Below are 19,459 nucleotides of genomic sequence, written 5' to 3'. Positions count from 1 at the left end.
TACGCATGACCGACGTGCACATCTCGCTGCCTCCCGCGCTTCGGCGCGCGCTGGACCTGCTCATCGATCCGCCGGCCGAACCCGACGTGAGCCGGGGTTACCTCGACCTGCTCGGCGCGGCCGGGGACGGCGTCGTCGAGAAGAACACCGGCCCCATCCAGGCGGCGTGGGCCTCACCGATCGGGTCGCTGCTCTACGACAACGCCCAGGCGCTTTCCCGGCGCTGGATCAGCGCATGGCAGCTGCCGCTGGAGTGGTTGGACGTCCCGCAGGGCGGTACGGCGCTGGACGTCGGCTCCGGGCCGGGCAACGTTACGGCGTCGCTGGCGCGCGCGGCGGGTCCGCAGGGTCTGGCCCTCGGCGTCGACATCTCCGAGCCCATGCTGGACCGCGCGGTCCGCAACGAGGCCGGGCCCCAGGTCGGCTTCATCAAGGCCGACGCGCAGCGTCTTCCGCTGCGCGACAGCACCATTGACGTCGCGGTGTCCACCGCGGTGCTGCAGTTGGTTCCGGATCCGGCGGCCGCCCTTGCCGAGATCGCGCGCGTGCTGCGCCCCGGTGGCAGGCTGGCCGTCATGGTGCCCACCGCCGGGCGCCTGGCGCGGTATTGGCGGATGCTGCCCAACGTCGGAGCGCACGCGTTCGACGACGACGAGATTGGGGATGCACTGGAACACACCGGCTTTGCCAGCGTGCGGGTGAAGACCCTCGGGACGTTCCAGTGGGTGCGCGCCAAGAAGGGCTGACCTATTCCGGCGATTGTGCCAGCAGGGCGAGCCGATCCATCGACTCGCGCAACATGTCGGTCGTCGTCGCGCGAGCGCGCTCGAGCCGGGTGGCGTCGGTGAGCTCCGTCCAGTCGTAGGTGTGGGTCACCGTGGTGAGTTCGGCGTTGACCGGGCTGAGTTCCCAGCGCCACAGGTGACCCGGCGGTTGCTTTCCGGGTTCGGCTGGGCGCCAAGCGATTACACTGCCCTCGACGAACTCGGTGACGTGGTTCTCGCGCACCGCGCCGTTGGTCAGCGTCGTCTTGAAGACGTCGCCCACCCGATGGACACGCTGGCCGGCAGCAGCCGACGCCAGATTGTCGTTGCCGTCCCAGCTCGGCTGGCGCGACGGGTCGGCGATCAGTTCGAATATCCGCGCCGCATTGGCCGACATCACGCGGGTGGCGCTCACAATGCGTTCAAGTTCCGACATGTCGCTATCCAAACACGTGCGGCCGTGCGCCGCGCCGGTGACGTTGGCCCGCGAGGTCGAGGACCTTTGGCCGTCGCGGCATCGACGGGCGGATGCGACGGTAGGCAGTGCCGGGACAACCCGGCGGTCTGTCCGAAGTGCAGAGAGTCCAGTTTGGGCTCCGAACCAAGCGGAGCCACCGCAAGGGCCCGCTTGCCCGACCGTCACACCACGGGAATCTGCCTTCGGACAGACCTTCATGCCTGCGGCCGGTTCACCCCATCCGCGGCAGCGCCTCGACGGGTCCGGCCAGCGCAGCCTTGACGTAGCGGGTGTCGTCGTCGGCGAGCACCTCCGTGTCGTCCCGCTCGATGCCGTCGACGATCGCGCGGGCCACCTGGCGCGGATCGTTCTTGGGCGCATCGAAGCCGACGGTCATGTCGGTGTCGGTGAAGCTGAGGTGCGCCGCGACGACCAGGGTGCCCTGCTTCTCCAGCTCGATGCGCAGCGAATTCGTCGTCGACCACAGTGCCGCCTTGGAGTCGCCGTACCCGCCGGATCCGGGCATCCAGGACAGGATGGACGCGATGTCGACCAGCGCACCGCCGCCGTTGCCGGCCAGCACCGGGGCGAACGCCTTGGCCACGCGCAACGCGCCGAAATAGTTCGTCTCGAACACCGCTCGCACCTCTTCGATGTCGCTGTCGAGCAGCGTCCGGGCGCCCAGAACACCGGCGTTGTTGATGACGATGTCGGCGTCCGCCGCCGTGGAGGCCAGCGCCGCGACCGACTCCGGCCTGGTGACGTCCAATTCAACGCTGACCACGCGGGGGTCCTGGCTGGGCTTCGGCGCCCTCGCCGTGGCGTAGACCTTCGCCGCGCCCCGCTCCAGCAACTCGGCCACGATGGCCTTGCCGAGACCGCGCTGCCCGCCGGTGACCACCACCGTCGATCCCTTGACGTTGACCATGATCGCACTCCTCTGACATAGGCAAAACTGCTTTGCTTACGTCAAGCTAATTGACCGGCGAGACATAGTCAAGTACTGTTTGATTATGTCTCCTACGTGGGTGTCGTCACAGCGCTATGGCTGCGCGGACGCTCCAGGAGGGCTGGCCCTGGTCCAGGACTTCCTCAACACGAGGGCCATCGACGGGTATGGGCCGGATCTGCTGGCCGATCGGGGCCTGGCCGCGGACTGGGCGGCCGCCACGGTGCGGGCGTGGTCGTCGGTGCGCGATGTCGACTTGTCGGCCCCCGAGCTCGGTGACGCGGACCTGGCCAAGCTTCGCGCGGTGCGCGCCACCATCGAGCAGCTGGTGGCCGGCGAACAGCCGCGGTCTCGTGGCGCCGACGGTGTCGCCGCATCCTTCGCGCTGTCCGATGCCGGCGAGGTGCGGATGGATCCCAGTGGCTGCGGTTGGCGTTGGCTGGCGTCGGCGCTGTGGGGCGAGATCCTGTTGAGCCAGCAAGCCGGCACCTGGCGGCGGATCAAGCGCTGCCACAACCACCGGTGTGGCGCGACGTTCTACGACCGCTCGAAAAACAACAGCGGGGTCTGGCATGACGTCAAGACGTGCGGCAATGCTGTCAATCTGCGGGCCTCCAGGGCGCGGCGACGCGAACGCGAGCGCGCGGCCAGATCAGGCGTTGCGCCAGAGCAATAGGTAGCGGTAGTAAAGCCCCCGCCTGATGCGGGCCCCCGGCAGGACGCCTTCGGCCGCCCGCCGGATCTCGGCCAGGCTTTCGTGTGGATCGGCGACGGGCACGCCGATGTTGCGGGTCTCCCGGTGCAGCCATGACCCGGCGCGCACCGCCGGTAAACACAGGCCCGACCACACCCAATCGGCGACGCTCTTGTTGGCGGACAGCCCCACCACGGCCAATTGGCCCGCGGGCCGCAGCATTTGACGCGCCTTCCGCAAGGTGTCGCCTAGCGGCAGATGATGCAGGCTGGCGACGAAGGTGATGAGGTCGAAGGACGGCTTGGCCTGCTCGAGATCCTCGAAACGCCGCAGTTCCGCCGAGGCGTTTGCGATCGGTTGCAGTCGCCGCGCAGCGCGCCGCACCGATGCGGGGTCGGCATCGATCCCGACGACGCTGCGACACCGCGGCGAGTCGCTGCGCCAGCAGCCCTTCCCCGCACCCGACGTCCAGGACGTCGCCGCGATGTCGCGAGGCAATGTCGACCAGCCACGGGTGATAGGCGCTGTTGTGGTTCCAGTAGTCCTCGTGTTTCGCGTAGTCATCCACCGTCGACCCAGTCTGCCCGACCGGGCCCTCAACAGCGCTCGGCGCCCCGGGACATCAACCTCGGGCCCGCGGCGGACGGCCGTCGCGTGCTCTTGAGCATCGCCTGCCATGCGTCGGAGGCGCGCGCCTTCAGGGGCGCGACCACGTCGAAAGTCGCGGGAGCCTGGCTGACCCAGGCCGGAAGTGTGGCCACCGTGTGTTCCTTTGTTCTGTCGGCCTGTGCGCCGACTCATTCAATTGCACCCCAGCCGTTTTACGGGGGCGCCGCGCCGCGGTAAACGCGGCGAAAAGCCAATCTGTGGTCTACGGCACACGCGCGGCACAAAGAAAGCTGCGCAACAGTGCGCCTAGTGAAAACCCCTGAACCTGCGCAGATACCCGGGCAATCGGTGTGCGGGCACAGCCTTGGGCCAGTCGTCGGGACGAAAATAGGCGTCGGTACCGCCGTCTACGAATACTACACTGCCGCACAGAAAGTCGGCGGCATCCGACAGCATGAAGCACATCCAGTCGGCCATGTGCCCCGCGTCACCGAATCCCCCCACCGGGACGGGAAACGACCGGACGGCCTTGGCCTGCCTCGGATCCGAGAGTTGTTCTTGCAGAAGCGGTGTCATGATCGCGCCCGGCGACAGGGCATTCAGCCGCACGCCCGACCCGGCCCATTCCGGTGACACCGCGTGGCGACGCACCCAGCGGCTGACCGCGATCTTGGAGGCGGCATACATCATGGTCGGCGCCGCCGGCCCCAGTAGCCGCACCGCTCGCCCCGCCTTATCGGCATCGTGGGCGAGCAACGCGTTGACGGCCCGGCGCGGCACCGCGGGCACCGTCGTCGTCGAATTGCTGGCCACGACAACAACCTTCGCGTGTTCGGCGGCGGCCAGCGCAGCACGCCAGGCGATGAGCAGCTCGACCACTCCGAAGTAGTTGACCGCAGCGATCTGGCGGGCGCGATCCCTTCCGCGGCCGGGGCCCAGCCCGGCAGCCAGCACGGCGCCGTCAAGCCTGTTGCCCGCGGCCGCCAGGACGCGCTCGGCGGCGTCTGTGCGCCCGTGGGGTGTCGACAGGTCGGCCACGACATCGGCATCCTTGATGTCGACGCCGATGACGGTGTGGCCGTTGTCCCGAAGGCGCTGCGCGGTGTCACGGCCCATCCCGGAAGCCGACCCGGTTAACGCATAGGTCCCCATTGACTCCTCCGTTCCCAGCGCAGTATGGCCGGTTACCCGGCTGCTCCGACTGGCACGGCCCACCCAGCGGGCACCCTGTTAAGTTGCCAGCATGCATGACCCCACGCCCTGCATCGATTTCAGCCAGCTCGAGTCGGTGTACGCGCCGCTGGCCGAATCGGTGCGCCGGCTCCTCGACATCAGCATCCGCACCGAAGCCGGGCCCGCGGCGGTAGCGGCTGCCATCGCCAGGATCGACAGTGCGACAGACGAATTGAGCGATGCGCTACTGCCCGGCCCGTTCGGAGTGCACCGCACCCCCGACGGCCGGACCATCGCGTGGGGCAACGCCGTGGTGGGCATGCGCAACCCGGTCGCCCCGCCGCTGGTGATCCACCACGATCCCGACGGACTGGTGTGGTCGGAATTCGAGCTCGGCGCCGCCTACGAAGGCCCGCCGGGCACGGTTCACGGCGGCGTCTGTGCCCTGGTGCTCGACCACGTGCTCGGCGCGACGGCCCACCAGCCCGACCGCCCCGCCTACACCGGCACGCTGACCCTGCGCTATCGCCGGCCGACCGCGCTGGGCAGGCGATTGCGTGCGGAAGCTCGCGTCGAGCGCGTCGACGGGGTCAAGACCTTCGCCGTCGGCCAGCTGGCCGACGAGGAGGGCGTCACCGTCGAGGCCGAAGGCGTCTTCATCCACCCCAAGCAGCCACCGGCATAACCGGCGGGGCCGGTTCAGCTTCCGGCCGCGGCCCGTTCGACGTCGAGCAGCTGCTCGCCGCGTCGTTCCTCGTCGTAGGCCTCACGTCCGCCCCGCAACCCGAACAGCCGTTTGGAGACCAGCAGGTAGATCACGGCGGCGACGTTGATGGTGAAGGTCACCACCCGGGTCATCGTGATGCCCTTGGCCAGGTCGTGGATCTCGAGCGGCAAGAAGACCGAGGTGGCGATCACCGCGAAGTATTCGCCCCAGCGATTCAGCAACCACAGGCCCACCCCCTCGACGACCTCGAGCAGGGCGTAGCCGGCCAGCATCAGGGTGAGCAGGGCCAGGGTGGACGGCTTGGTCGCCAGCGCCTTTTCCAGTTCGTGCACGACGGTCATCTGGTCGACCTTGAAGCCGGCGGTGCGAAAGATGGGCAGGTCGCGATCGAGGGTGGCCTGGATGGCGCCGCGCGCTCCGCGGAACTTCCACACCGCGTAGGCCGCCAAGGCGATCACCACCGCCCGCAACAGGCGTTCCACCGCCAGGGTGCGGATGATGATGGCCTGGCGTAATGCCTTGCCGCGCATGATCATCGGAGCGTCTTCGGCGCGCCCGCGGCCGTGCGGCTCGCCGACGGTGAATTCGCCGCAGCGCAGGCAGCGCCACACCTCCCCCAGCCCGGTGCTGCCGCTCAGCCGGTCGGCGAGGGACTTCTCCTCGGGTGCGTAGGTGGCGTGACCGGCAATCGCGCAGGTGACCAGCTCCCAGCGATTGCGGCCGTGTTCTTTACCCATGGCCCGGATCATTCATGGCGGCCGGTCGGCCACGCAAGGGGGCGCGCTCGATGTGCGTCAGAAGCGTGGCTTGCTGCGCGCGCACCCAGCGATGGGACGCACCGACCCGAGCAGTCCGGCGAGTTCGGCGACCTCGATCTCGTCGAGCCGAGCCACCGCGGCGACGATGTCGTCACGCAGCGACTCGTCGCAGAAGGGTTCGGCGAGCCAGCCGAACTTGTCCACCACGCGTTCCCAAGACATCGGGCGGGTGGGTGACCCCTCGTAATCCGATTGCTCGCGGCTGAATTCCCGCCCGTCGTGGGTGATCACGTGCACCCGCGCCGCCGTGCGGCGCGGATAGTCCGCGGTGAGGTCGGCGGCGGGCCTGACCTCCACCCGCGACAGCAGGTCGGCGACGTCGCTTCGCGAAACCCGTTCGTTCTCAAGCTGTTCGGGACCGACACCACCGTCGAGCAGGGCGACCGCGGTCAGGTATTTGAGGTTATAGTCGGCCTGCTCCTTGGTGATCGGGTGATCCTTGCCGCCGTAGGCTCCCCCGCCGGCGAAGTCGTAAGCCCCCTGGAAAACCTCGAGGACCACCCGCGCGACGTCCCCGCCGCGCAGGCCGTGCTCACCGCGCACCGCCAGGATCGCGTCGATGACGACCTGGCCGTGGATGAGCGAGCAGTATTGCTTCAGATAGGTCTGCTCGACACAGGTGAGGCCCCGGTCGGCGGTCTGCAGATCGATGGGCTGATCGAACAACTGGACCAGGCCGTGCGGGCCCTCGAAGAGCGACTTGGGTCCGGTGATGCCCCGCCCGGCCAGCACCGTCGTGTACACGGCGCGCATCCCGGTGATGGCCGGGGAGATGCCCTTCCAATTCGACACCGGTTCGGCGTGCACCGTCGCCAGTGACACGTTGTCGGCCGCCGCGGCGGCGATGGCGTTGGCGGTCTGCGCGGCGCTCAACCCCAGCAGCTTCGCGCTGCCCGCCGCAACCGACATCGACAGCTGCAGCGCGTGGTTGAGCCCTCGGGCCATCACGGGAACCGCTGCGCTGAAACGACATTGGATCTCGTAGGCGACCGCCAGCGCGAGCAGGAAGTCGGCGCCACTGGCGCCAGTGTGCTCGGCCACGGCCAGCACGGCACCGACGTTGTCGGCGGGATGGCAGAGCCCACCAACCGTGAGATAGGTGTCGAGCAGATCGGGGTAGCGCACCAGCACCGCATTGAAGAGCGCGGCCTGGTCCACCGATGCGCGCCCGCCCCCGACCAGGGTGGCCGTCGGCGCGCCACCGAACTGGGCGGTGTGGTCACGCAGGGTCGGGATGAGCTCGCCGTCCAGGGCGCCGACGGCGCACGCGATGCTGTCGAGCACGTTGCGTTTCATCAGTGCGCGCGGCCGCCCGGTCAGATCCTCTGGCCGCGCACCTACGACGAAATCGGCCAGGTCGTCCACAACGTAGTTCCGTGCCACCAGTTTTCGCCTCTCCGCTCTACACCTGTCAGTGAAGCCGCGCGCGGAGGCACCGTCCACGATCCATCCCTTATGAGTGGTTGGTGCAAGTTCTCACCGCACGCCGGCGCCGGTGTCGAGGACGCCTCGGTGGGGATCGTCGGACGGGGTCCACCACCGTCCGCTGGGAGGCCTCAGCCAGTCACGACCCCGCGCAACCGCCAGCAAGGAAGTCACGACACCGCGCACGCTCGGCCGGTCGTCGTCCCGGCGGTGCAGCAGCGACCACGTCCACAGCGGTATCGGGTCGGCGACGGGGCGCCGGCTCAACCGGGGCGGAAGTGCCGCGGTGTGGCGCTTCGGCGACGCCAGCACGGCGCCTCTGACCTTGCGGACGTGTGCGTAAAACGCGTCGCCGGTAATGCCGCCGTCATTGATGGCGATGACGCGTGCGCCGGTGTCGGCGGCGAAGTCTTCGGCGAACCGATTCCACGATGACCAGGCCGACGCGTCATCGTCGACGAGCACGCTGACGTCTTGTGCGCCAACCGGTTCCGAAGACGCGGCCCCGGGGGTGACCGCGCTCAGCGGCTCGGCGCGTAGCAGGTGGGGTGTCAGGCCCCGTTGCTTGGCCTGCGCGTCGGTGATCCACGCCAATGCGATGTCGAGGGTGCCCTCGGCCACCCGGTCCGCTTGCGCGTGGGATGGCAACACCCACTCGTCGAGGCGCAAGGCCACCGCGGGCCCGACTAGGGCGTGGATGTCATCGGGCAACCAGCTGACGTAGCCAAGCCGCACCGGCGAGCTCTGCGCGGCCGTCCGCTGCAGCCGATGCTTGGCGTCGTCGGCCAGTGACAGAATCCTGCGCGCGTCCGGGAGAAACGTACGGCCCGCTTCGCTCAATTGGACGCTGCGGCGGTCGCGCACCAACAGATCGGTGCCCACTTCGCGCTCCAACGCGATGATCTGTTGCGACAGCGCCGGTCCCGAAATGTGCAGGCGCTCGGCGGCGCGCCCGAAGTGCAATTCTTCTGCGACGGCCACGAAATAGCGCAGCTGCCGCAGTTCCATGGGTCGAGCTTAAAGCGGCCCCGCCTGCGCCGGGAACCGCCTGACCAGTGATCGTGAACGCGTAGCGGACTCACCCGTGCCCGGTCAGGCGCCGCGTTCGCCGGCCGCCTCGATCGCGCCGGGCTGCGGCGATCCGCTGACCTCGGTCGTCTCGTCGGTCAGGTGCTTCCCGATGTCCCGAATCTGGCGGGCGCTCAAAGCGCACAGCGGGTGCACGGCCACCATCAGGGCAACGCGGCCCCGCTCGTCGAAAACCGGTGCGGCAATGGTCACCACGGGTTGCTTGCGGCGGCCCGGGTTGTCGTCGGAGAGGAATCCGATGGTGGTGAACTCGACCAGCAGCTGGTCCATGATGTGGCGCACCGGAGTCGGCATCTCGCTGCTGTCCAACGTGCCGACCACCTGCACCGCCTGCGCGAGCGCCGGCGTTGTCCAGTCGACGTCGAAGCCACGGTGCCGGGTGTGCGCCAGCACCTGTTGGAGGCGCTGGGCGCGGACGGCATTACCGCCGGCACCCCGCCGCACCCAGGCGCGTTGTTCCTCCTCGGTGTCCCAGGCGGCCATCGCCACACCGAACGGTGGCGCGTAGGGGATCCGATCGCCCGGTATCCCCGACGGCTGCGTGGCGGGCTCGCCCTCAAAGGCGGTGACCACCAAGGAATCACCGAACTTCTCGACCACCGAACAGGCGTAGCCGACCTCGCGGGAAAGTCGCAGCGCCGCCGACCGCGCGGCATGGGCGAGCGGACGGGCGGTGTCCGTGCGGGCCGCCACCACGGCGAGTGCCGGGCCCAGCGCGAAAGTCTTTGCGACCGGATCGCGGCTGGCCCAGCCGCGGTCGCACAACGTCTTCAGGATCGCGTGTGCGGTCGCCTGGGTGAGATCCAGTTCGCGGACCACGTCGGAGAAGCGCAGCCGCGCATGTGGCGACCGCGCCAGCAGCTCGACGACATCGAGCACCCGGGCGGTCGGCGCTGACGTCGACCCGCGAATCGCTTGACTCCTTTGCGACGGCGTTTCTACAGTTGTACGAGCATTCGAGATTTTATATCGATTATTCGAGAAAGTGAATCGGATTGCGCGCTGTGGTGCTGCGAGACGGCCGGTTACAGGACATCACCACCGCCACCCGCCAGGGCGCGACCATTCAGTTCGGCGGCGGGCCGCACCCGCAGGACCGGTACGGCACACTCGACGCCATCGAACAGGCCCGCAGGTCTCAGGGTCCGCCGCGGGTCGTGGTGCGTCCGAATGGAGATATCTCGTGACCGAACGTGATGACCGGCAAGACATCTCCGAACTGCTGGTGCGCTACGCGACGGGGATCGACCGGCGCGACTGGCCGCTGTTTCGCACGGTGTTCACCGATGACTGTCAGCTCGACTACGGCGAGATCGGCACCTGGAGCGGCGTCGATGCCGTGGCCGACTTCATGGAGCAGGTGCACGCCCTGGCGGGACATACGCTGCACCGCCTGACCAACCAGGCCATCACCATCGACGGCGACACCGCCACCGCGCGCACCTACATCGACGGCCTGATCATGGCCGGCGACAACAACTCTGGCGTCAACGCGATCGGTTTCTACGACGACGACGTGGTGCGCACGCCGGCGGGATGGCGCATCGCCCGCCGCCGCTACACCCAGGTCCGCATCACCACGGTGGGGGGCGAATAGATGGCGTTCGTAGCGAAGTACGGGCCGTGGGCGCTGGTCGCCGGCGCGTCCGACGGCGTGGGCGCGGCGTTCGCCGAGGGGCTTGCCGAGCGCGGTGTCAACGTGGTTCTGCTGGCCCGCCGGCAAGCCGTGCTCGACCGGGTGGCCGCCGAGATCGAAGCCACGACGTCCGTGCAAACCCGCACTGTCGCCATCGATCTGGTGCAACCGGGCGCCTCGGCGGCGATCGCCGCCGCCACCGCCGACCTGGAAATCGGCATGCTGGTGTATTGCGCAGGAGCCGACCCGAACTTCAAGCCCTTCCTTGCCAATTCGATCGAAGCCGCCGAAGCGATGGTGCAACGCAACTGCATGGTGCCCATGCAGCTGTGTCACCACTTCGCGCCCGCGATGGTGGCGCGCGGCAGCGGCGGCATCGTCATCTTCGGCTCCGGTGCGGGACTGGCCGGCGGACCCAACATGGTCGCGTACGGCGCCTCCAAGGCCTTCGACATGGTCTTCGCCGAAGCGTTGTGGGCCGAACTGCACGACAAGGGCGTCGACGTCTTGGGCCTCATCCTGGGCAAGACCAACACACCGGCACTGCATGAACTCGAATACAGCCGCGGACAGCTCGGCTCCCCCGACGAGGTGCCGTCGGACGCGGCGGCCGTATCCGACGTCATCGCCGAGGCGTTCGAGAACCTTGGCAACGGCCCGACCCTGATGGTGGGCGACACCATGCGAGCCGCCGCGCAGCTGCTGGCGTCGCTGAGCCGCAACCAGGCCGTCGAGCTCTTCGCCCAGGCGGCCGCGGCTGCCATGGGTCCCGACGCCTAGCGGGCGGCAGCTACAGTCGTTCGCTGCGCGTCGCGCCAGGGAGCGCGAGGTTTGCCAAAGTTCCGAATCAGGGCAGCCTAACTTTTGGGTCCGCACGGCCCTGTGCAGCAAATATAGGCTTGGGAGTGCCGCTGCGTTCGCAGACCCGCTGCGTTGCTGACCGTTACTGCCGCGGGTAACTTGGGTACCCGGCCACTGCGCCGACATAGCCGCCACATATCCACCCGATCGCCAGTGCGAAGGATGACGATGCTCGCCATTGACAGGCCCGCAGCCACCGTCTCGCCGACGGCAAGCTGGCGGCGTCGCACCCTGACCCGTTCCGGACTGATCACCGGCGCGTTTGTCGCGCCGGCCGTGGTCGTCCGCGTCGCCGGCCTACACACCGGCGCCGTGCTGGCCCTGCTGATCTTCGGGGCCGCGGTGGTGGCGGCCAGCTTCCTGCTGGCATGGGCCGCCGAGGCGGCACAGATCGACGTCTCCGGCGGCCTCGCGACGGCCCTACTCGCCCTGATCGCGGTGCTGCCCGAATACGCCGTCGACCTCTACTACGCCTTCGTGTCCGGCCACAATCCGGATTACACGCAATACGCCGCGGCCAACATGACCGGGTCCAACAGGTTGTTGATGGGTCTGGGTTGGCCCGTCGTGGTGCTGGTGAGCATCCTGGTCGCCCGCAAGTCCGGTTCAGACAAGACCACCGGTGTGACGCTCGAGCCAGCAAACCGCGTCGAACTCGGATTCTTGTTGGTCGCCGGCGTGATCGCGTTCGTCATCCCGGCGAGCGGCCAGATCCATCTCGGGCTCGGGCTGGCGTTGCTGGCCTGGTTCGGGCTCTACCTGTACAAAATCAGCCACGGCAGCGTCGAAGAACCCGACCTGATCGGCACCGCGGCCGCGTTGGGGGATCTGCCCGACGGTCGGCGCCGCGCCGTCGTGGTCGGCCTCTTCCTGGTGTCCGGCGGGGTGATCCTGCTGTGCGCCAAGCCCTTTGCCGACAATCTGGTCGCCGCGGGTACCGCGCTCGGCATCAACCGCTTCCTGCTGGTGCAGTGGCTGGCCCCGCTGGCCTCCGAAGCACCGGAATTCATCATCGCGATCATCTTCGCCACCCGCGGCAAGGGCACGGCGGCCATCGCCACGCTGATCTCCTCCAAGGTCAACCAGTGGACCCTGCTGATCGGGTCGCTGCCGATCGCCCATCTGCTGGGGGGCGGCGGGTTCTCGCTGCAACTCGACCCGCGCCAGGTGGAGGAAGTGCTGCTCACCGCCGCCCAGACGATGATGGGGGTGGCGCTGATCCTGGCGCTGCGTTTCCACCGGGCCGCCGCGTGCACACTGCTCGGCCTGTTCGTCGTCCAGTTCCCGATCTTCTCGACACAGGGGCGGCTACTGCTCTGCGGTGTCTACGCCGCGGTGGCCATCGCGGCGCTGATCATCAATCGCCGCCACGTGGCCGCCACCCTCCGGGCACCGTTCTTCGGCACGGCCATCCGGCACAGCGGTCACCCCCACCTCGAAGCGGACGGTTCCGCCCGCCCGCACTAGCGCGCCGTCATGCCCGCGACCGCCCCGCTCCCGGGCTCGCGACCGGCCGGCATATACGGTCCAGGTATGAATCGAGTGTCGGTGATCACAGGCGGCGCGGGTGGCATGGGACAGGCAACGGCGAAAATCGTCGGCCGCGATCACACGCTGGTGCTGTGTGACGTCAGGCAGGACCGGCTGACGGCCGCGGCGGCAACGCTGCGAGATCTCGGAATCACCGCCACGGCCGTCAACTGTGATGTCACCGACCGACGGGCGGTCGCAGATCTGCTCACGAGCGCCGGCGATCTCGGCACGGTGGTCTCCGTCATCCACACGGCGGGGGTGAGCCCCAGCATGGGTGCGGCCGCCTACGTCATGCGGACCAACGCCGTCGGCACCGTCAACGTCGACGAGGAGTTCTTCGCGGTCGCCCAGGAGGGCGCCGTGATCGTCAATGTGGCGTCGATGGCGGCGCACATGTTGCCCGCGGAAATCGTTCCGACAGACCAGTTTCCGCGGGCCCTCGACGACGAAGACGGATTCATGGCTGCGATGCTGGCCGCGTGCGACATCGCACCCGATGAAGCCCGGTCCGGCCTCGCGTACGCCATCAGCAAGAGCTTCGTGAAGTGGTACAGCCAGTCGCAGGCGGAGCGCTTCAACGCCCGCGGGCTGCGCATCGTCTCGGTGTCGCCGGGTTCCATCGACACCGAGATGGGCAGGCTCGAGGAACAGGCCGGCGCGGGCGCGATGGTTGCCGACGCCGCGGTCCCGCGGTGGGGCAAGCCGGAAGAGATGGCCGAGCTCCTCGCCTTCTGCGCCAGCGACAAGGCCGGATACCTCACCGGCACCGACATCCTCAACGACGGCGGGGTCATCGCCTCGATGACCGAACGGGCCAGAGCGGCCGCCGCCGGCTAGCCGCGGCGCAGCGCACCGCATCGGCTATTCGTCGGCCCCGACGCCGACTTTGGCATCGGGCTGAGCGGCACCATCACCCGCCCGGCCATGCGTCCACTCCCGTGCCCGCAGCCGCCAGGTCCGGCGGGCGTAGTTGAGTTCGGTGTACGGCCACTGGGTGACGATGCGGCCGGTCGGCGAACGAAAGTAGCTGTCGCACTGCGTCCAGATGCTGCGCTGCAGGTCCGCGGAAAGCGCTTCGTTGTAACGCTTTTCGGCCTCGGGGCGCACATCGAGGTATCCGCCGCGACGCGCCAGGCGGCTCACCGCGCTGGCGACCAGTCGCGCCGCGGCCTCAAGAATGTAGACGATCGAGTTGCCGCCCTGGTTGGTGTTGGGGCCATAGAGCATGAAGAAGTTCGGGAACCCGCTGACCGCCACCCCCAGGTAGGCGCGCGGGTCCTCGCCCCAGTGTTCGTGCAGCCGGCGTCCGCCGGCACCGATGACGTCGATGCCGGACAGGTAGCGGGACGCCTCGAATCCGGTCGCCAGCACGATGACGTCGATGCCGATTTCCACGCCCGCCGCCGTAATCACCGACGCCGGGCCGACGCGGGCGATGGGATCGGTGACCAGCTCGACGTTGTCGCGCTGTAGTGCCCGGTAGTAGTCGTCGCCCAGCAGCACCCGTTTGCAGCGGAACGGGTAGTCCGGCGTCAGCGCGCGGCGCAGCGGTTCGTCGTCGACGGTGCGCTCGAGAAACGATGTCGCGATCTGCGTGCGCGCCGTCACCACGGGGTCGTCGGCGAAGGTCGCGGTGTTGTCGTGCTGGAACTTCCAGATCTGCCACCGGGTGCGGCGCAGCGCCAGGGGGCTGCGCCGGAATCGTGTCAATTCGGTTGGGCTGTACGGGCGATCGTCCTTGGGCACCATCCAGGGTGGGCTGCGCTGGAAGACCGTGACGCGCCCGGCGGTCTTGGCCAGCTCGGGGACGACCTGCACCCCACTGGCGCCGGTGCCGATCACCGCGACGCTGCGGCCGGCCAGATCGAGGTCGTGATCCCACTGCGCGGTGTGCAGCATCGAGCCGGCGAAGTCGCTCAGGCCGTCGATGTCGGGAAGCTTGACCGAACCGAACAACCCGATCGCGCAGACGACGACATCGGCGGTCAGCGTGGTCGGCCGCCCCCCGCGTTCCAGCCGGCACTCCCAGGCGCCGTTGTGTGGATCCCAGCGCAGGCAGCGCACCGTGGTGTCGAGCATGAGGTGGCGCCGCAGGTCGAAATCGTCGGCCACCGATTCGAGGTAGGCCAGTATCTCGGGCTGCCGCGCGTAGGTGCGGCTCCAGGATGCGTTGGGGGCGAAGGAGAACGAGTACAGGTGGCTTTGAATATCGCAGGCGGCGCCGGGATAGGTGTTGCGCCGCCAGGTGCCGCCGACGCCGTCGGCGGCCTCGATGATCACCAGGTCGTCGATGCCCGCGCGGCGCAGCGCGACGGCCGCGCCCAGGCCGCCGAAGCCCGCGCCGATGATCGCGACCTTCGGTCCGCGGCCACGCCGGGTTGCGGCCCGCAGTCGCCCAATGGCGTAGAGGGAACGGGCTTTTCGGCTAGTCACGACCCATCTCCGGCGCGGCGGATCAGCATGCCGGCCAGGTCCCCGTCGGCACGCCACCGCTGCAGGATGTCGGCGTACTCGGTGGGTCCGCCGAAGAAGAAGCTGCCTTGGCGAGTCTTGGCGTCGGCCTTGCCCTCCCGGTTGTAGTAGCCGGGCGTGCACACCTTGGCCCGCTCGGCGCTCGCGGCCGAGCGGGACACCACGGTGTCGACCCAGGCGGCTTCGGCGGCGGGCGCCGCCTCGATTTCGGTGATGCCCTCGGCCAGCGCGGTGGCAATGATCCAGGCGACGTGGCCGGCCTGCACGTCCAGCAGGTACGGAAAGTTCACCGTCAGACCTGCCTGAGCGATGCTTTCGATGAAGCAGTTCGGGAATCCGGTCGTGCACAGGCCCTGAAAGGTACGCACGCCGCCGTCCCAGTGTTCGGTCAGTGTCACGCCGTCGCGGCCGATCAGCTCGAACCCGGTGCGGCGGCAATAGTCGGTGCCGACCTCGAAGCCCGTTGCGAAGATGAGACAGTCGAGCTCATAGGCGACACCGTCGACCACCACGCCGGATTCGGTGATGCGCTGCACCCCGCGGCCCCGGGTGTCGACCAGCGTGACGTTGTCCCGGTTGAATGTCTGCAGATACTCGTCGTGAAAACAGGGCCGCTTGCAGAAGTAGCCGTACCACGGTTTGAGCGCCTCGGCGGTCGCGGGATCGGTGACGATCGCATCGACACGCGCCCGGATCTCGTCCATCTTGGCGAAGTCGGCCAGCTCGATGTCGCGGCCGCGTTGTTCGGGATCGACGAGACCGTCCCCGTCATGGCGCATGACGGGCAGCTTGCGGGTGATGCTCGTCCAGGCGTCGGCGACCAGATCCTGGTCGGCTTGCCCTCCGGCGGTGAGAATCTGGAAGTTCTGTATCCGCTCGCGCTGCCAACCGGGCCGTAATGTGTTGGCCCACTGTGGGTCGGTCGCGCGGTTGGCGCGTACGTCCACCGACGAGGGGGTGCGCTGAAAGACGTAGAGCCTGCGAGTGGCGGCGCCGAGGTGTGGCACGCACTGGATCGCGGTGGCGCCGGTTCCGATGATTCCGACGCGCTTGTCCGCCAGATTCTGCAGCGTGTCCCCCGTGTACGCGTAGTCCCAACGGCTGGTGTGGAACGCGTGACCACGGAATGCCCCCAGCCCGTCGATGCCCGGCAACTTGGGCTTGGCTTGATACCCGTTGGCCATGGAGACGAACCTGGCCCGCATCTCGTCGCCCCGGTCGGTACGGATGATCCAGCGCGATCGCTTTGCATCCCAGCGGATTTCCCGCACATCGGTCCGCAGGCAGGCGTCGCGGTAGAGGTCGTAGTGTTCGGCGATGCGCCGGCAGTGGGCAAAGATCTCGGGACCCTTGGCGTATTTCTCGGTCGGCGTGTAGCCAAGCTCCTCGAGCAGCGGCATGTACACGTACGACTCGACGTCGCAAGCGATTCCGGGATAGCGGTTCCAGTACCAGGTGCCGCCCACGTCGGCGGCCCGGTCGATCAGCCGCACGCTGCGCACGCCGAGCTGGCGTAGCCGCGCCCCGGTCAACAACCCGCCGAATCCGGCGCCGACGATGGCGACGTCCACCTCGTCGGTGACTGGGTCGCGGACGAAGTCCCCGTCCACCCACGGGTCTTCGGCAAAGCGGGCGAACGCGCCGGCCGTCTCGACGTACTGGGCGATCCCGTCCGCGCGCAGGCGGCGCGCGCGCTCTTCGGCGTACTTGCGTCGCAGCGCGTCGACGTCAAGCGCCTGGCGAACGGTCTCGGTCACGGCCTCGGGTTCCTCTCCGTGGCCTCGACCCTATAGTCATTCGTTTGTTCATCTCAATGCGCGGCCGGCTTGGAACGCCGTCGCGGCATCCGGCCGCAGCGCCTTAGCCCGAAGTCATTGCGCGACAAAGCGACTGAGGCGGCTATTCAGCGGAACGCTCGCTACCCACGGCCGCCAGGGCGTCACCCAGCGTCCACACCGCCACGCCGAGCAAGACCAGGTCCTTGATTAGAAATTGGCCGGGCAGCGCTGAGAGCACCGGAAAACCGTGGGTGTACGCCATGACCACCCCAGGGGTGGTGAACAGAAAGCTCAGCGTGCCCAAGAACAGCACCACCGCCAGGGCGCTGCCGGCCGCCGAGATTCGCGGCCACAGCGGCCGCACGGCGATGAGCAGGGCGGCAACGATTTCCATCGTTCCGAGTGCACGAGCGACGAAGGTGAAGCTGAATACGTCGTAGACCCAGCTCATCAGCGGGCTGTGCTGAATGAGGACCCTCGCCTCCATTTTCACGTACTTGCCGATTCCGATCCACGCCAGAACAAGCACCAGGCCGTAGCGGCTGACAAGCTGACCCCAACGGGTCAGGGCCGGCGCCAAGGTTTGGTCGATCATCGGGCGAAGTCCTTTCAGCCGAAGCGCGGTCATCCACCCAACCCACGAGTCAGGGCACGGTTGCGTTCACTTCTCCCAGCCGTTCGAGGCCGGCGACGATGAGCCGCAACCCGAACGCAAATTCGTCAGCCAAGGCAACGGGCAGGTCGTCGGCGGCGGTCACTGTCGCGGGAAAGCGCGACGAATCGAGCCGGTGAAACGCCGCCGAGAGTTCGGCGTCCTGTTCACCGCCGTCGGCCGTCGCGCCCGCCAGTTGTAGCGCAAAGCCCAGGACGTAGCGCGCCAGCGTCGCGTACGCGCGCGCGGCGACCGGCGGGGAAAAACCGTTGTCGAGGAAAACGGCCAGGCAGCGCTCGCGATTGGCCAACGCGTTCGGCCCCGTCGGGGTGTACTCGACCAACAGGGGCGCGACATTGCCATGGCGGCTCAGCGCGTCAAACATGGACTGCGCGAACAGGATACAGGCCCGCTGCCACGGCATCGCGGCGATCGCTTTGGGGTGGAGGTCGATTTCGCCGAGGATGTGGTCGATCACCAGCGAGACCAATTCGGACCGGCTGGAGAAGTGGCGGTACAGGGTGGCGGTGCCCGATTCCAGGCGCTGCGAGAGCGACCGCATCGACAACGCCTCGGGCCCCTGCTCGTCGACGAGCTCGACGGCCGCACTCAGGATGCGCTCCATCGGCAGGGCCGGGCGTCCGCGGGAACGGCGTGGCCGTTCGCCGTCGCCCTCATCGGGCAAGGCGGGTCTCCTAGCGCTTGACGCGTCCAACTATTTATGGCGACACTGTATCCATAAAAGCGGTCTTGATCAACCGCCCTCACAGCAAGGAACATTCGTCATGCTCCTCCCCCTGGCGGCAGAGCCCTTCACCGCTCCCACCGACCGCGACATGCTTCCCTCCGAACGACGCGAGTTCGTGCGCACGCACCGCACCTGCGTCTTCGGCTATCGTCGCCGCAACGACGGCCCCGGCATGTCGATCGTGTACTACATCCCCACCGATAACGACGAATTGCTCGTGTCCACCATGGCCGATCGCGGCAAGGCTCGGGTCATCGAACGGGACGGGAAGATCAGCCTGTGCGTGCTGGACGAGCGCTGGCCGTTCGCCTATCTGCAGGTCTACGCCGATGCGACCCTCGACCGGGATCGCGAGCTGGCGGTCGACGTGATGATGGCGGTCGGCGGCCGGATGTCCGGCCGACCACTGGGCGACGAGGCCCGCCCACACATCCGGGAGATGTGTGAACGCGAAAACCGCGTGGTCATTCGTTGCCGGCCCTACTCGACCTTCGCGACCCCGCCGCGCCATCTGCACCGCAACGACCAGGCCAACGAACTCAGCCACTGGGTGTCCGGTGTGATGCCTTGGGACGCAGCCGATCCCGTGGCCGACTGATCACTTAGCGTAGCGGTCACGCAGTTTGCTCAGCGTCGCTTCGATGCCCGAGGCGTTCGCCTTGGCGAAACCCATCCGCTCGTAGTACTTCAGCTTGTTCTTGAGCGCCCCGGCGTCGCGGTAGTCGAACGTCTCGGTGACCGTGGTCTGGGTCGGCGACACCGCCTCGAACTCCCACCGCCACCGGTGACCCAGCGGGTGGCGCCATTCGACCAGCTCGTTCGGCATCAGCGCCGTGATCGTGCTGGTGATGCGATAGGGAATGCCGAACATCTTCATGTGGGTCGAAAACTTCGAGCCCGCAAGGAGTTGCGGTGGCACGGTGATGTTGTCGCCCACCGTGCCCGATCCGTCCAGTTCGTGGTGCCGGCGGGGATCGGCGACCAAGGCGTACAGCTCCGCGGCCGGGGCGGCCACGTCGACCCTGCGGCTGACCTGGCGGGGGCCCCGATCGACAACAGTGACGGTCATGATGT

Annotated in this window: 21 protein-coding genes and 2 pseudogenes; 9 read left to right on the top strand and 14 right to left on the bottom strand. The window is 68.1% G+C overall.

Annotated features, from left to right (window positions below; all coding sequences use genetic code 11):
- Positions 1 to 5: 5 nt before the first annotated feature.
- Entirely contained in the window at positions 6 to 746 is a 741-nt protein-coding gene (locus DQP57_RS23335) for a methyltransferase domain-containing protein (RefSeq protein ID WP_112634992.1), read from the top strand.
- Position 747: 1 nt separating this feature from the next.
- Here the strand turns inward: DQP57_RS23335 and DQP57_RS23330 are convergent, their stop codons facing one another.
- The gene (locus DQP57_RS23330; protein ID WP_112634991.1) at positions 748 to 1,200 is read right to left on the bottom strand and encodes an SRPBCC family protein; all 453 of its coding nucleotides are present in this window, start codon (positions 1,198 to 1,200) and stop codon (positions 748 to 750) included.
- A 253-nt stretch (positions 1,201 to 1,453) separates the two neighbouring features.
- On the bottom strand, positions 1,454 to 2,149 hold the full coding sequence (locus DQP57_RS23325) for an SDR family oxidoreductase (protein ID WP_112634990.1): 696 nt from the start codon (positions 2,147 to 2,149) through the stop codon (positions 1,454 to 1,456).
- Between the two features lie 148 nt (positions 2,150 to 2,297).
- On the opposite strand from DQP57_RS23325, the gene DQP57_RS23320 reads away from it, so the two are divergent.
- Complete coding sequence (locus DQP57_RS23320) at positions 2,298 to 2,846, top strand: CGNR zinc finger domain-containing protein (protein ID WP_112634996.1); 549 nt, start codon at positions 2,298 to 2,300, stop codon at positions 2,844 to 2,846.
- Here DQP57_RS23320 and DQP57_RS23315 read toward each other — a convergent pair.
- The 3 genes and pseudogenes from DQP57_RS23315 to DQP57_RS23310 form a co-directional block, all read right to left on the bottom strand.
- Positions 2,823 to 3,432 (bottom strand): annotated as a pseudogene (locus tag DQP57_RS23315) (class I SAM-dependent methyltransferase). The gene DQP57_RS23320 and the pseudogene DQP57_RS23315 overlap by 24 nt on opposite strands.
- A gap of 28 nt (positions 3,433 to 3,460) precedes the next feature.
- Entirely contained in the window at positions 3,461 to 3,625 is a 165-nt protein-coding gene (locus DQP57_RS26940) for a hypothetical protein (RefSeq protein WP_165821886.1), read from the bottom strand.
- 154 nt (positions 3,626 to 3,779) lie between these two features.
- Entirely contained in the window at positions 3,780 to 4,625 is an 846-nt protein-coding gene (locus DQP57_RS23310) for an SDR family oxidoreductase (protein WP_112634989.1), read from the bottom strand.
- A 91-nt stretch (positions 4,626 to 4,716) separates the two neighbouring features.
- On the opposite strand from DQP57_RS23310, the gene DQP57_RS23305 reads away from it, so the two are divergent.
- The gene (locus DQP57_RS23305; RefSeq protein WP_112634988.1) at positions 4,717 to 5,331 is read left to right on the top strand and encodes a PaaI family thioesterase; all 615 of its coding nucleotides are present in this window, start codon (positions 4,717 to 4,719) and stop codon (positions 5,329 to 5,331) included.
- 14 nt (positions 5,332 to 5,345) lie between these two features.
- Here the strand turns inward: DQP57_RS23305 and DQP57_RS23300 are convergent, their stop codons facing one another.
- From DQP57_RS23300 to DQP57_RS23285, 4 genes are all read right to left on the bottom strand, one after another.
- Positions 5,346 to 6,110 carry a DUF2127 domain-containing protein gene (locus DQP57_RS23300; RefSeq protein WP_112634995.1) on the bottom strand — a complete coding sequence of 255 codons (765 nt, stop codon included), beginning with the start codon at positions 6,108 to 6,110 and terminating at the stop codon, positions 5,346 to 5,348.
- Between the two features lie 57 nt (positions 6,111 to 6,167).
- Entirely contained in the window at positions 6,168 to 7,556 is a 1,389-nt protein-coding gene (locus tag DQP57_RS23295; RefSeq protein WP_112634994.1) for an MmgE/PrpD family protein, read from the bottom strand.
- Positions 7,557 to 7,667: 111 nt separating this feature from the next.
- The gene (locus tag DQP57_RS27495; RefSeq protein WP_112634987.1) at positions 7,668 to 8,624 is read right to left on the bottom strand and encodes a LysR family transcriptional regulator; all 957 of its coding nucleotides are present in this window, start codon (positions 8,622 to 8,624) and stop codon (positions 7,668 to 7,670) included.
- 84 nt (positions 8,625 to 8,708) lie between these two features.
- A complete protein-coding gene (locus DQP57_RS23285) occupies positions 8,709 to 9,584 on the bottom strand; it encodes a helix-turn-helix domain-containing protein (protein ID WP_112634986.1) in 876 nt (291 codons plus the stop codon).
- A gap of 140 nt (positions 9,585 to 9,724) precedes the next feature.
- Here DQP57_RS23285 and DQP57_RS23280 point away from each other — a divergent pair.
- The 5 genes and pseudogenes from DQP57_RS23280 to DQP57_RS23260 form a co-directional block, all read left to right on the top strand.
- Positions 9,725 to 9,892: pseudogene (locus DQP57_RS23280) on the top strand (zinc-binding dehydrogenase); the annotation flags it as partial.
- Entirely contained in the window at positions 9,889 to 10,302 is a 414-nt protein-coding gene (locus DQP57_RS23275) for a nuclear transport factor 2 family protein (protein ID WP_112634985.1), read from the top strand. The pseudogene DQP57_RS23280 and the gene DQP57_RS23275, both read left to right, overlap by 4 nt.
- The gene (locus DQP57_RS23270; RefSeq protein ID WP_112634984.1) at positions 10,303 to 11,121 is read left to right on the top strand and encodes an SDR family NAD(P)-dependent oxidoreductase; all 819 of its coding nucleotides are present in this window, start codon (positions 10,303 to 10,305) and stop codon (positions 11,119 to 11,121) included.
- Positions 11,122 to 11,364: 243 nt separating this feature from the next.
- Complete coding sequence (locus DQP57_RS23265; protein WP_112634983.1) at positions 11,365 to 12,669, top strand: sodium/calcium exchanger protein; 1,305 nt, start codon at positions 11,365 to 11,367, stop codon at positions 12,667 to 12,669.
- 66 nt (positions 12,670 to 12,735) lie between these two features.
- A complete protein-coding gene (locus DQP57_RS23260) occupies positions 12,736 to 13,572 on the top strand; it encodes an SDR family oxidoreductase (protein ID WP_112634982.1) in 837 nt (278 codons plus the stop codon).
- Positions 13,573 to 13,596: 24 nt separating this feature from the next.
- Here DQP57_RS23260 and DQP57_RS23255 read toward each other — a convergent pair whose 3' ends face one another.
- From DQP57_RS23255 to DQP57_RS23240, 4 genes are all read right to left on the bottom strand, one after another.
- Positions 13,597 to 15,168 (bottom strand): flavin-containing monooxygenase, encoded by a 1,572-nt coding sequence (locus DQP57_RS23255; protein WP_112634981.1) that lies wholly within the window; start codon positions 15,166 to 15,168, stop codon positions 13,597 to 13,599.
- Positions 15,165 to 16,964 carry a flavin-containing monooxygenase gene (locus tag DQP57_RS23250; protein ID WP_112634980.1) on the bottom strand — a complete coding sequence of 600 codons (1,800 nt, stop codon included), beginning with the start codon at positions 16,962 to 16,964 and terminating at the stop codon, positions 15,165 to 15,167. The genes DQP57_RS23255 and DQP57_RS23250 overlap by 4 nt, the downstream gene beginning before the upstream one ends.
- Before the next feature lie 142 nt (positions 16,965 to 17,106).
- Complete coding sequence (locus DQP57_RS23245; protein ID WP_112634979.1) at positions 17,107 to 17,580, bottom strand: DUF417 family protein; 474 nt, start codon at positions 17,578 to 17,580, stop codon at positions 17,107 to 17,109.
- Positions 17,581 to 17,629: 49 nt separating this feature from the next.
- On the bottom strand, positions 17,630 to 18,262 hold the full coding sequence (locus DQP57_RS23240) for a TetR/AcrR family transcriptional regulator (RefSeq protein WP_112634978.1): 633 nt from the start codon (positions 18,260 to 18,262) through the stop codon (positions 17,630 to 17,632).
- Between the two features lie 160 nt (positions 18,263 to 18,422).
- On the opposite strand from DQP57_RS23240, the gene DQP57_RS23235 reads away from it, so the two are divergent.
- The gene (locus tag DQP57_RS23235) at positions 18,423 to 18,983 is read left to right on the top strand and encodes a pyridoxamine 5'-phosphate oxidase family protein (RefSeq protein ID WP_112634977.1); all 561 of its coding nucleotides are present in this window, start codon (positions 18,423 to 18,425) and stop codon (positions 18,981 to 18,983) included.
- Here the strand turns inward: DQP57_RS23235 and DQP57_RS23230 are convergent, their stop codons facing one another.
- Positions 18,984 to 19,454, bottom strand: a complete 471-nt coding sequence (locus tag DQP57_RS23230) for an SRPBCC family protein (RefSeq protein WP_112634993.1) — start codon at positions 19,452 to 19,454, stop codon at positions 18,984 to 18,986.
- Positions 19,455 to 19,459 lie beyond the last annotated feature (5 nt).

This window comes from Mycobacterium colombiense (genome assembly GCF_003284935.1).
GTDB classification, from domain to species: domain Bacteria; phylum Actinomycetota; class Actinomycetes; order Mycobacteriales; family Mycobacteriaceae; genus Mycobacterium; species Mycobacterium arosiense_A.
The sequence above is the reverse complement of the archived record's forward strand: the minus strand, read 5'-3'. Positions and strand labels throughout refer to the sequence as shown.

Coding starts and splice junctions, on each gene's coding strand:
- DQP57_RS23300 (WP_112634995.1), bottom strand. CDS start 6,110: ATGGGTAAAGAACACGGCCGCAATCGCTGGGAGCTGGTCACCTGCGCG.
- DQP57_RS23330 (WP_112634991.1), bottom strand. CDS start 1,200: ATGTCGGAACTTGAACGCATTGTGAGCGCCACCCGCGTGATGTCGGCC.
- DQP57_RS27495 (WP_112634987.1), bottom strand. CDS start 8,624: ATGGAACTGCGGCAGCTGCGCTATTTCGTGGCCGTCGCAGAAGAATTG.
- DQP57_RS23260 (WP_112634982.1), top strand. CDS start 12,736: ATGAATCGAGTGTCGGTGATCACAGGCGGCGCGGGTGGCATGGGACAG.
- DQP57_RS23240 (WP_112634978.1), bottom strand. CDS start 18,262: ATGGAGCGCATCCTGAGTGCGGCCGTCGAGCTCGTCGACGAGCAGGGG.
- DQP57_RS23305 (WP_112634988.1), top strand. CDS start 4,717: ATGCATGACCCCACGCCCTGCATCGATTTCAGCCAGCTCGAGTCGGTG.
- DQP57_RS23310 (WP_112634989.1), bottom strand. CDS start 4,625: ATGGGGACCTATGCGTTAACCGGGTCGGCTTCCGGGATGGGCCGTGAC.
- DQP57_RS23270 (WP_112634984.1), top strand. CDS start 10,303: ATGGCGTTCGTAGCGAAGTACGGGCCGTGGGCGCTGGTCGCCGGCGCG.
- DQP57_RS23335 (WP_112634992.1), top strand. CDS start 6: ATGACCGACGTGCACATCTCGCTGCCTCCCGCGCTTCGGCGCGCGCTG.
- DQP57_RS23265 (WP_112634983.1), top strand. CDS start 11,365: ATGACGATGCTCGCCATTGACAGGCCCGCAGCCACCGTCTCGCCGACG.
- DQP57_RS23235 (WP_112634977.1), top strand. CDS start 18,423: ATGCTCCTCCCCCTGGCGGCAGAGCCCTTCACCGCTCCCACCGACCGC.
- DQP57_RS23245 (WP_112634979.1), bottom strand. CDS start 17,580: ATGATCGACCAAACCTTGGCGCCGGCCCTGACCCGTTGGGGTCAGCTT.
- DQP57_RS23325 (WP_112634990.1), bottom strand. CDS start 2,149: ATGGTCAACGTCAAGGGATCGACGGTGGTGGTCACCGGCGGGCAGCGC.
- DQP57_RS23230 (WP_112634993.1), bottom strand. CDS start 19,454: ATGACCGTCACTGTTGTCGATCGGGGCCCCCGCCAGGTCAGCCGCAGG.